9 protein-coding genes are annotated in these 11,177 nt (G+C 54.5%); 7 read left to right on the top strand and 2 right to left on the bottom strand.

The window, feature by feature from the left end:
• The first annotated feature begins 1 nt into the window (after position 1).
• Genes argB through A6F49_RS16350 form a run of 4 tightly spaced genes read left to right on the top strand, consistent with a single transcriptional unit; the run spans position 2 to position 3,708 of the window.
• A complete protein-coding gene (argB, locus tag A6F49_RS16335; RefSeq protein ID WP_043055732.1) occupies positions 2 to 910 on the top strand; it encodes an acetylglutamate kinase in 909 nt (302 codons plus the stop codon).
• A gap of 7 nt (positions 911 to 917) precedes the next feature.
• Entirely contained in the window at positions 918 to 2,177 is a 1,260-nt protein-coding gene (locus tag A6F49_RS16340; protein WP_043055733.1) for an acetylornithine transaminase, read from the top strand.
• A gap of 26 nt (positions 2,178 to 2,203) precedes the next feature.
• A complete protein-coding gene (argF, locus tag A6F49_RS16345; protein ID WP_043055734.1) occupies positions 2,204 to 3,202 on the top strand; it encodes an ornithine carbamoyltransferase in 999 nt (332 codons plus the stop codon).
• Positions 3,203 to 3,204: 2 nt separating this feature from the next.
• A complete protein-coding gene (locus tag A6F49_RS16350) occupies positions 3,205 to 3,708 on the top strand; it encodes an arginine repressor (RefSeq protein ID WP_043055735.1) in 504 nt (167 codons plus the stop codon).
• Positions 3,709 to 3,778: 70 nt separating this feature from the next.
• Here A6F49_RS16350 and A6F49_RS16355 read toward each other — a convergent pair whose 3' ends face one another.
• Together A6F49_RS16355 and A6F49_RS16360 are read right to left on the bottom strand one after the other, a co-directional pair.
• Positions 3,779 to 4,522: a hypothetical protein gene (locus A6F49_RS16355; RefSeq protein ID WP_043055736.1), complete on the bottom strand. Its 744-nt coding sequence runs from the start codon at positions 4,520 to 4,522 to the stop codon at positions 3,779 to 3,781.
• Between the two features lie 83 nt (positions 4,523 to 4,605).
• Positions 4,606 to 5,040 (bottom strand): ankyrin repeat domain-containing protein, encoded by a 435-nt coding sequence (locus A6F49_RS16360; protein ID WP_067605885.1) that lies wholly within the window; start codon positions 5,038 to 5,040, stop codon positions 4,606 to 4,608.
• 227 nt (positions 5,041 to 5,267) lie between these two features.
• On the opposite strand from A6F49_RS16360, the gene argH reads away from it, so the two are divergent.
• The 3 genes from argH to tyrS all read left to right on the top strand — a co-directional run bounded on the left by argH (position 5,268) and on the right by tyrS (position 10,434).
• Complete coding sequence (argH, locus tag A6F49_RS16365; protein WP_043055737.1) at positions 5,268 to 6,716, top strand: argininosuccinate lyase; 1,449 nt, start codon at positions 5,268 to 5,270, stop codon at positions 6,714 to 6,716.
• A gap of 68 nt (positions 6,717 to 6,784) precedes the next feature.
• Positions 6,785 to 9,076 carry a HelD family protein gene (locus A6F49_RS16370; RefSeq protein ID WP_043055738.1) on the top strand — a complete coding sequence of 764 codons (2,292 nt, stop codon included), beginning with the start codon at positions 6,785 to 6,787 and terminating at the stop codon, positions 9,074 to 9,076.
• 26 nt (positions 9,077 to 9,102) lie between these two features.
• A complete protein-coding gene (gene tyrS / locus A6F49_RS16375) occupies positions 9,103 to 10,434 on the top strand; it encodes a tyrosine--tRNA ligase (RefSeq protein ID WP_043055739.1) in 1,332 nt (443 codons plus the stop codon).
• Positions 10,435 to 11,177: the final 743 nt, after the last annotated feature.

Below are 11,177 nucleotides of genomic sequence, written 5' to 3' on the forward strand. Positions count from 1 at the left end.
CATGACAATAACACCACGCGATATGTCCAAGGCTGCCGAAAAAGCAGCCGTGCTGATCGAGGCCCTGCCCTGGATCCAGAAATTTGCCGGCACCACCATGGTCATCAAATACGGTGGGAACGCCATGGTGTCCGATGAACTGCGCGAAGCCTTCGTCCAGGACATGGTCTTTCTCCACCACTGCGGCATCCACCCGGTGGTTGTACACGGCGGTGGTCCACAGATCAGTGAGATGCTCGACAAGCTCGACATCGAATCGGAATTCCGAGGTGGGCTCCGCGTCACAACCGAAGAAACCATGGAAGTCGTCCGCATGGTGCTCACCGGCAAAGTCGGCCGACAGCTCGTCGGCCTCATTAACGCCCACGGCACCTATGCGGTGGGAATGTCCGGAGAAGACGCTGACCTGTTTGTCGCCCACCGTACCCAGCACGTGATCGACGGCGAACAACTCGACCTCGGTCTGGTCGGCGACGTCGTCAACGTCAACACTGCTCCGATTACCGATCTGATCGCCAACGGGCGCATCCCGGTGGTCTCATCGGTTGCCCCGGAAGTAGACCCAGACACGAATCAGCCCACCGGACAAGTACTCAACGTCAACGCTGATACCGCAGCCGCCGAACTGGCCGCAGCACTGGGGGCAGCCAAGCTTGTGGTGTTGACCGACGTCGAAGGCCTTTACGGTAATTGGCCGGATCCGTCATCGCTGATCACCTCGATCACCGCCGATGAGTTGCGCGGCATGCTCGATCGTTTAGAATCCGGGATGATCCCGAAAATGCGAGCCTGCCTGAGCGCCGTCGAATCGGGTGTGCCACAGGCCCACATTGTCGATGGCCGCCAACCTCATTCGATGTTGCTGGAAATCTTTACCACCGCCGGCGTCGGCACCCAAGTCACACCATAGGAACTTCATGACAGAAAATCTGCTGGAACGCTATCAACGTTCCATGACCAACATGTTCGGCACCCCAGCCCAAGCGCTCGTCAAAGGCGAAGGGGTTTACGTCTGGGATGCCGACGGCAAACGCTACACCGATTTTTTGGCCGGCATCGCGGTTAATGCGTTGGGGCACGCGCACCCAGCCATTGTTGAAGCGCTGACCGAACAAGCCAAAACGCTGGGCCACATTTCTAACCTGTTCACCTCGCTGCCACAGGTCGGCCTCGCCGAACGACTGTTGGCCATGGCTGGCATCTCCGAAGGTGCAGCGTTCTTTGCCAACTCCGGTACCGAAGCCAATGAGGCCGCCTTTAAACTTGCGCGTCGCCATAGCCACGCCCAAGGTGGTAGCCGGCCGAAGGTCATTGCACTGCAAAACGCGTTTCACGGTCGCACCATGGGTGCCCTAGCACTGACCTGGAAACCGCAGTATCGGGAACCATTTGAGCCACTACCCGGCGGCGTGGTGTTTGTGCCTGCCGGCGATATTGAGGCGCTAAAAGCCCAGATGGACGACACCGTGGCCGCCGTGATTGTCGAACCTGTGCAGGGTGAAGCCGGCGTACGAGATTTCCCGCCCGGTTACCTCCAGCAGGTCCGCCAGGCCTGTACTGAACACGGGGCACTCCTAATTTTTGACGAGATCCAATCGGGCATCGGCCGCACCGGCACCTGGTTCGCTTTCCAGAACCCGCAAGTCACCGGCACCGCTGACCCAGTGCTCCCCGATGCCATGACCCTGGCCAAAGGACTTGGCGGTGGCATGCCAATCGGTGCGCTGGTGACCTTCGGCAAAGACGTCTCCGAACTCTTTACCGCAGGCCAACACGGCACCACCTTCGGCGGCAACCCGCTGGCCACCGCAACGGCACTGGCAGTCTTGGAAACCATCGAATCCGACAACATCCTCCACAACGTTCGCACGGTTGGCACCTACCTAGAACAACAGCTCCACGCATTGCCAATCGTCAAAACCGTTCGCGCCTACGGTCTGTGGCAAGGCATCGAACTCGATACTGAAGCCATCACGGCCCAGGGTATGCGCCTGCCGGAGGGCGGTTTGGCACCAAAAGTCGTTGCCAAAGCCCTGGACTACGGGTACATCATCAACGCCACCGATCAGACCACCCTGCGCCTGGCGCCACCGTTGATCATCACGACCGAACAGGTCGACCCCCTCATCCAAGACCTGCCCAATATCGTTGCTGAAACGGTTGCGGAAGCCAACTAGCCGACCGAGCTTGAAGGAGCGGCATCATGTCCAAAACCCCACGACACTTTCTCGTCGACACCGATCTGAGCCCAGCAGAACAGGCAGAAGTCCTCGATCTAGCCGCGATCATGAAGCAGCGACGCTTTGACTTCAAACCACTGGCGGGGCCTCAAACCGGGATTGTCATGTTTGACAAGACCTCCACCAGGACCCGCATTTCATTTGCCGCAGGTCTGAGTGAGCTTGGCGGTAGTCCACTGATCATCAACCCGGGCGAATCGCAAATGGGACACAAAGAATCCATTTACGACTCGGCAAAAGTCTTTGAACGCATGGTCTCGGTTGTCATCTGGCGTACCTATGCCCAAGCCGGCATTGAAGAACTAGCCGAAAACTCTTCTATCCCGGTCATCAATGCCCTGACTGATGATTACCATCCTTGCCAGGTGCTCGCCGACCTGCAAACCGTTCGAGAAGCCAAGGGTTCGACCCAGGGGCTGACCATGACTTATGTTGGGGACGCGGCCAATAATATGGCCAACTCCTATCTGCTGGGCGGTGCCACAGCTGGCATGCACGTCCGCATTGCCGGTCCCGAAGGCTATCTTCCTGACGACGCCGTCGTTGCCGCAGCCACCCAGCGCGCTGAAGCAGCCGGTGGTTCGATTCTTGTCACGACCAACCCCGCAGAAGCTTTGGCGGACGCCGACGTCGTAGTGACTGACACCTGGATTTCAATGGGCCAGGAAGATGAAACGGAAATGCGCTTGAAACTGTTCAAAGACTATTCCGTTAACCAAGACGCGATGGCACAAGCCGCCGATGATGCGATCTTCTTGCACTGCCTACCTGCCTACCGCGGGTACGAGGTTGCTGAAGAGGTCATCGACGGACCGCAATCGAGGGTCTTTGACGAAGCTGAAAACCGTTTACACGCACAAAAGGCTCTTATCGCCTGGCTGCTCTATGCCTCCGGGCTGGCAGATATTCCAGCTGAGCTATCCCTTCAACACGCGGTGGCTTCACGAGCCAAAGCACGTTAGCCATGATGACTCCGATGACCAAAGCGGCCCGGCAGCATGAGATTCGAACGGTGCTGGAAACCCAGTCAATCCGTTCTCAGGCTGAACTAGCCGATGCTCTAGCCCAACGCGGAGTCACCGTCACGCAGGGAACGCTATCTCGTGATCTGGTGGATATCGGGGCAACCAGAGTTCGTGATGAAACCGGTCATATGATCTATCACGTGCCCACTGACACGGAAACGGGAACGGTTACCCAGAGCCCAGAAGCCACCGAAGCACGCTTATCAAGTCTGTGCAGAGAATTGTTGTTGGCCGCAGATGCATCAGCAAATATCGCGGTGCTGCGCACACCACCGGGAGCAGCACAGTTTCTGGCATCAGTTATCGATCAAGCACGCTTGAACTTCGTGTTGGGGACCATAGCGGGTGACGACGCCATCATGGTCGTCACCCGCGACCCGAACGGTGGACAACAGGTGGCCCAAACATTTATTGGCTACGCCGAACAAGAACCTAAATTGTAGGTTCGAAATGCGGAAGGCTCGGTTCCATCTGGAACCGAGCCTTCCGCATTTCGAGGGTGCGTTCAGAGCGTTAGAACGTCCACTGCAGATCGGAGATCTCATCTTCTGGGGGAGCCTCGAATAGCTCGACTTCGTTGAGATTCGTAAAGGCATGTGTGGCCGTATTGTCGCCGGATGTCGCATCGACCTGAATCAGGTCAGACGTCTCCTTCAAGAAGTAAAATGCAACCGTTTCAGAACCGGTATACAGATCCGAATTGTTGCCTGTCGTCGCCGGCACAGTGTATTTATAGACTTCTTGGCCATCTAACTCAGTTTCTTCGACTTCAACGGTTTCGAGTTCTTCGTCAGATAGCTCATCGATGAGCGAGAACGCCGCTTCTGTTGTCGAAGCGAACTCGTCTTCAATGCCCAACGTGTCCTGTAGGCCGGACTCTGGTGCCTGAATCCATTGCCCCTCAGCACCGGGCAGGGCAAACAGTTCGTCTTCTGCGCCCTCTTGCGGATCGAGTTTCAAGAATGCGGTCGACTCGTCGATCACCAGGAATTCCAGTGATCCTTGCTCGGCGTCGATCGTCACCTGATGGTTATCTTGCTCTGTTTGACCGGACCATTCAATCAGTGAGATGTCTTCATCGTGAACACCATCGGGATCCGTTCTGGTGTAGGTAAAGGAGCTTGCTTCGCTCATCGACTGCTTTGCGGTTTCTGAAATCTCCGTCAAGCTAGGTGGTCCACCACCGCATGCAGCAAGCGTCCAGGCCGCGATAACGCCCAGTCCTGTCGCTGACAGCCAGCGTTTTGGTTTCGTCATCGTGTGATTCAAAATAACTCCTCATATTGGTACGTCTGCTGTTGAACAGGCTGCGTCCCGGCACCGAATTTTTGGTGTTCGTTCTAGTCTTTTGGTAACTGCTTTTCATAGTCGGACAAAAATTGCCCCATTGTATCGAGGCCCATGGCGCTAATCGTGGCACGAGCTGACTGAGGACCCAAATCTGGATCTGCCCCGGCATCTAATAAAGCCTTGGCTACATCGGTATTCTGCATAAATATCGCACAAGTAAGAGCCGATTGGCCCCGACTATTGAGCGCGTTGACATCAGCATCCCTAGCCAGCAGAGCGTTCACTACCTCTGCTTGTTCTCGATAGGCTGCCAAAATGAGGAACGTGTCGCCGTTGTGATTGCGTAAATCGACCGGGATACCCTGATCGATTGCCGATGATAGCGCCTGCACCTGACCGTCTCGAGCGTAATCAAATAATGTGTTCAGAAATTCAATTTGGTCGTCGGTGAGTTCTGGTTGGTCCTGAGGTTGGTTGTCGGTCATATTGGTAGTTTAGACAATTTCGTACTTCCTCTGAGCCTCCGAGCATCATAGCTACACGATGAGGAGGGGTTGAGGTCAGCAGGATATGTAGCGGCGCATCACGCAATGTCTTGGGATTGCCGGGTGACGGAGCGTTTCGGTCGCACCTAGTAGCAGGACTTCCACCAGGCGTATTTATTGGTAGTTTTGAACCAGAGAGTCCCTGCACGAAAAGAGGTTGCAACACGATGGCTGACACAGCATCACACGGTACAAATGAAGGATCGCTGTGGGGTGGTCGATTTTCAGATGGACCCGCCGACGCGCTGGCAGCGTTGAGCAAATCAACGCATTTTGACTGGCGACTTGCCAAATACGACATTGCAGGCTCTCGTGCCCACGCGCGCGTGTTGCATCATGCAGGGCTTCTGAGCGATGAAGAACTGCCTAATATGTTGGCCGCTTTGGACCAATTGGAAAACGACGTCGCGAACGGTACATATGTTGCCGCTGCTTCCGACGAAGACGTTCACGGATCGCTTGAGCGCGGTTTGTTAGAACGGGCTGGATTAGAACTCGGTGGCAAACTGCGCGCGGGCCGGTCACGAAACGACCAGATCGCCACCATGGGACGGATGTTTCTGCGCGATCATGTCCGCGAGATTTCTTCCCTATTACTCGACGTTATTGATGCTCTGATCACCCAGGCTGAAGCGCATCCTTATGCGCCCATGCCCGGACGCACACACCTGCAACACGCCCAGCCGGTTTTGCTTTCACATCATTTACTTGCTCACGCATGGGCCTTTTCTCGTGATTTGCAACGTTTTGTCGACTGGGACCGTCGTGCAGCGGTCAGCCCATATGGTTCCGGCGCCCTGGCTGGATCCTCGCTTGGTCTCGATCCAGAAGCAGTTGCCCATGACCTTGGGTTCGAATCAGCGGTCTGGAACTCGATTGACGGTACTGCCGCACGTGACGTCTTTGCCGAATTTGCTTGGATCGCCTCAATGATTGGCGTTAACCTCTCGCGCATCTCCGAAGAAATTATCTTCTGGGCGACCAAAGAGGTTAACTTCGTCGCCCTGCATGATGCGTATTCCACTGGATCTTCCATCATGCCCCAAAAGAAGAACCCAGATATTGCCGAATTGGCGCGCGGAAAATCAGGTCGACTCCTCGGGAACTTCACCGGGCTGATGACGACGTTGAAGGCGCTCCCGCTGGCTTATAACCGTGACTTGCAAGAAGATAAAGAACCGGTTTTTGATGCTGCCGACACCTTGGAATTGCTCCTGCCGGCATTCGCCGGTCAAATCGCAACGCTCACATTCAACACCGAGCGCATGGCCGAGCTAGCGCCTGAAGGCTTCGCCCTAGCGACCGATATAGCCGAATGGTTAGTGCGCCAGGGCGTCCCGTTCCGTGTTGCCCACGAACTTGCTGGTGAAGCCGTTCAGATGGCCGAAGCCCGCGGTGTCGAACTCTGGGATCTCACCGACGAAGAATACGCCAACATCTCTGAACACCTGACCCCGGACGTACGGACAGTCTTATCAACCGAAGGTTCATTAAACTCGCGCTCCTCTCAGGGAGGTACCGGCCCGGATGCCGTTGCTGACCAATTGGTTGAGTTTAAGCGGCAGCTAGCTGAAATCCGTGAGTTTGCCGCCACAAATCCTACCGGGCTGCGCTAGGTAGCCAGTAGACTTGAGGGTCGAATGAGCCGAGTGCTAGCTCAAGGGCTAGCAGCAAAGGAGCCTTGGTGACCGACCAATATGCGTCCACCGACACCACATCGTGGTACCAGCAGCAGCTGGATGAAGAGCGTAACTATGTCGCGAGACTCTATGAACGTCTCGATACGTTGCGAAACGAAAAGAAACAGCAGTTAGTTCGCATCCAGGCCCAAGGTCTCCAAGGCTCCTATCAAAACCAATCGGAGCGCGATTCATTCGCCAGTTTGTATCAAGATCGCATCAACCAGTTAGATGCGGTAGACGACAGACTGGTATTCGGACGTCTTGATACCGACGACGCCGTGGCACGACATATTGGTCGCATCGGGTTATCAGATAACCAGCACACTCGGATCCTGGTGGACTGGCGAGCGCCCGAAGCCGCCCCCTTCTATCAGGCAACGGCTGCCAATCGGCAAGAGGTAGCTCGTCGTCGTCATATTATGATGAGCGGCCGAACCGTTGAATCATTTGAAGACGATGTTTTGACGTCAACGGAATCTGCCCAGGCTTCCCAAGCGCTGCTGTCTGCCGTCAGTGCGCCACGTACCGGGGCAATGGGTGACATCGTTGGGACCATTCAACGTGAACAAGATGAAATTATTCGCGACGAAATGCGTGGAGTACTGGTCGTCCAAGGTGGCCCCGGTACCGGCAAGACGGCGGTGGCACTCCACCGTGCCGCGTATTTGCTCTATACCTATCGTGACCGGTTGGCTAAATCCGGTGTGCTCCTCGTGGGGCCTTCTGAAGCCTTTATGAACTACATCGATCAGGTGCTTCCCTCGTTGGGGGAGACCGGTGTCGTCATGCGGTCGCTTGGGAATCTCTACCCTGGAATTGAAGCACGCCCAGAAACTGACCACGCTGCCGCTGAGATTAAAGGCCGTTCCGTGATGCAAGACGTCATCACCAATGCGGTGATGCTACGGCAACGAAGTATTCCAGAGACCACTTGGGTCACTGTGGACGGTATTCGCCTTCGGGTCCGACCCATTCAAATACGTCGCGCCATCGGGCATGCTCGGGAGTCGGGTAAACCGCACAACCAAGCGCGAGAAGTCTTTGTCGACCACATGGTGCGTACCTTGTATGACCAAATGCGCGATATCGTCAGCCCCAAACGCGAGGACGGTCTGGTCAATAAAGCCGACCGATCGTACTTGCGCCAAGAGATTCGGCAGTCTCGCGAGGTTCGAAAATTACTCAACCTGTGTTGGATGCCGTTGACGCCTACGGGACTGGTAGATGAGTTGCTGTCCAGGCCCAAGTATCTGGTCGATGCTGCTCCAATGTTGTCTGCAACGGAAATTAAAACACTGCTGCGGGCGCCGGGCACACCGTTCACGGAAGCTGATGTCCCACTGATCGATGAGGCCGCAGTAGCAGTAGGCGATCTGGTATCCGAGGCCGGTCAAGGCTCGAAAAAGGCGCAGCAGCGCAACCTTGATACCGCTGAAGCTGCCCTGGAAAATATGCACTATACCCTCGAAGATATTGGCGTGGACGGGGTGGTGACCCCCGAAATGCTGGCGGCAGCTCAAGAGCCGGAAACTACGTGGGCTTCGGTGGCCGATCGTGCGCAGCGGGACAGAACCTGGACATACGGCCACGTCATTGTCGACGAGGCGCAAGAACTGAGCCATATGCAATGGCGCATGCTGTTCCGCAGATCACCGTTGCGTTCGTTCACGATCGTCGGGGATCTAGCTCAAGCATCAGGTGCCGATCCCAGCACGGACTGGGGCTCAATTCTGGAACCGTTTGCACCAAACCACTGGCGATTAGCTGAACTGACCGTCAATTACCGGACTCCGGAACGCATCACGCAGGCTGCTGCACAGGTCGCAACTGCAGCAGGACGACGCGTCACGACACCCACCGCCTTACGTGAAGGCGACCACGATCCAGAGTTAATACGCACCACTGTTGAGGACTTGGACAAGGTTCTGGTCACTGCCGTAGATCAACAGTTCCAAAGCTTCCCGGACGAGCTTATCGGAGTGATCGCAGTAGGGGAAGACTATTCCAAGGTTCATCAGATGTTGGAAAAGATCTACCCGGGACAAGTTTGGACCGGTACCGGGCGGCGACGTGATCGCAATATTGCTCTGGTAACCGCACAAGAATCCAAAGGACTGGAATACGACGCCGTAATTATCGTCGAACCCCAACACGTCGTGCAACAGGACGGGGAATCTGTCGGCAACCTCTACGTCGCAATGACACGCGCAACGCAGACCTTAACGTTGATTACCACTGCATTGACTAACCAGCTGCCAGCTGGACTGCGAGACATACAAGCAAAGAATTTTTAGAACGCTCAACAGAAGCTGGTAGTTTGATGACCGTGAGTAACGAAGAGTTTTTAAGTCGACAAGCCAACGATCCTTCTTTCGAAAACATTTGGCAGGAACTGAAATGGCGTGGACTTATCCACGTTTCAACGGACGAAGCCAAATTGGAAGAAGCCCTCGCTGGGGACCCGATCCGGTATTATTGCGGCTTCGACCCCACAGCGGCATCGCTGCACCTTGGTCACTTGGTGCAATTATTGCTGTTGCGTCGTCTTCAACTCGCGGGACATCATCCGGTCGCGCTCGTTGGAGGAGCGACCGGGCTGATTGGCGACCCGCGTCAAACTTCCGAACGAACACTTAACACCCGTGAAACCGTTGAAGGCTGGGTCGGATCCCTGCGCGAGCAGATTCAACACTATCTTTCCTTTGAGGGCGACAACGGTGCCGTCATGGTTAATAACCTTGACTGGACCGGTGAATTATCTGCCCTCGATTTCTTGCGAGACATTGGCAAACATTTCCGTGTAGGGACCATGATTCGAAAAGAAATCGTGGCATCACGTTTGGAATCTGATGAAGGTATTTCTTACACGGAGTTCTCATACCAAGTTCTGCAGGGTATGGACTTTATGGAGCTTTACCGGCGCCACAATGTGACGCTTCAAACTGGTGGCTCTGATCAGTGGGGCAACCTCACCTCCGGTACCGAATTGGTTCGCAAGGTAGAAGGTGAACACGTTCACGCAATGGGTACCCCGCTGATTACTAATGCTGACGGCACTAAATTCGGTAAATCCGAAGGTAACGCCATCTGGCTAAATCCTGAGATGTGCTCTCCGTATGCCTTCTACCAGTTCTGGATCAATACCGCAGACGCAGATGTTATCGAGCGTCTGAAAGTGTTTACGTTCCTCACTCGTGATGAGCTTGAAGACTACGCACAAAAAGTGGCAGATGAACCATTCCGACGTGAAGCACAACGACGTCTTGCTTGGGAAGTGACATCACTGGTTCACGGAGAAGGACAAACTCAACGTGTCATTGATGCCTCGGCCGCGTTATTCGGCAGGGGAGAACTCCAGCAGATTGATCCCGCAACCCTGGAGGCTGCCGGTGCTGAATTGCCGACCGCACAACCTCAAGATCTCGACAATGAAATGAGCATAGTAGATCTTTTAGTAGCCACGGGACTTGAAGAATCGAAGTCAGCAGCTCGACGCACCGTCAAAGACGGGGGAGCGTATCTGAATAACGCCAAGGTTGAGGATCCCGAACAACTGTTCTCATCAGAAGATGCGATTCACCAAAAATACTTCGTAGTACGTCGTGGCCGGAGGAATTTGGGTTTCGTGGACATGACGTCGAACAATATTTGAGATCTACATCTCGAGTAGAGCCTAGTCTCAAAGAAATAAATAGATAGTCGTCCAAAATCGGCGGATTCATGCGGAACTGAACTCCAGAAAGCATCGAATCCGCCGGTTTTGCATTAGAAATTTATCTGTGTATAGTTATCTCTCGTGCCCAGGGCGGAACGGAGACGGGAAGCGCTGAGACACAGAAGTTCTTTTAGAAAATTTATAAAACGATCCAAGTCAGGACTATTAGCTACTTGCTGATACCAAGTGCTCGTGAACGCATGTTGAAATGCATATGAACACGGTATATAGTGAGAAACTGCCCAGAAAAATTATGGGCAGCGCCGATTTGACGAAGCAGAAAGCATTCATGCTATGCTCAAAAGTCGGTCCTGAAAACATCAGAGCGAAGACAGTTTCGAGCTGGACGTCAATCACAGCATACAGTGACAAGTGGTTCAATAACCATTGCATTGGAGCGTGAAAGACCTCACGCTGAGCTGATTTGACTTGATTGAAACCAATCATTTAGTGTTACATCTTGCGCCTTCTTGGCGTGGTTCACAATGATTCGGTTGTGGGTCGTTTGTTTCCTGTTGGTTGGCATGTCCTGTGTGGGTGTGTTGGTTGGTGGGTGTGGTTGTTTGAGAACTCAATAGTGTGCCAAGTTTGTTTGATGCCATTTTTTTGAATGGTTGCTGTGGTTGTCCTACCTCCGTGGGATGATGCGCAGTGTTGCCAGGGGCTGGATGTTTCCGTCT

It is taken from the genome of Enteractinococcus helveticum (assembly GCF_001657475.1).
GTDB lineage: Bacteria > Actinomycetota > Actinomycetes > Actinomycetales > Micrococcaceae > Yaniella > Yaniella helvetica.

Coding starts and splice junctions, on each gene's coding strand:
- argF (WP_043055734.1), top strand. CDS start 2,204: ATGTCCAAAACCCCACGACACTTTCTCGTCGACACCGATCTGAGCCCA.
- argH (WP_043055737.1), top strand. CDS start 5,268: ATGGCTGACACAGCATCACACGGTACAAATGAAGGATCGCTGTGGGGT.
- A6F49_RS16340 (WP_043055733.1), top strand. CDS start 918: ATGACAGAAAATCTGCTGGAACGCTATCAACGTTCCATGACCAACATG.
- A6F49_RS16350 (WP_043055735.1), top strand. CDS start 3,205: ATGATGACTCCGATGACCAAAGCGGCCCGGCAGCATGAGATTCGAACG.
- argB (WP_043055732.1), top strand. CDS start 2: ATGACAATAACACCACGCGATATGTCCAAGGCTGCCGAAAAAGCAGCC.
- A6F49_RS16360 (WP_067605885.1), bottom strand. CDS start 5,040: ATGACCGACAACCAACCTCAGGACCAACCAGAACTCACCGACGACCAA.
- A6F49_RS16355 (WP_043055736.1), bottom strand. CDS start 4,522: ATGACGAAACCAAAACGCTGGCTGTCAGCGACAGGACTGGGCGTTATC.
- tyrS (WP_043055739.1), top strand. CDS start 9,103: ATGACCGTGAGTAACGAAGAGTTTTTAAGTCGACAAGCCAACGATCCT.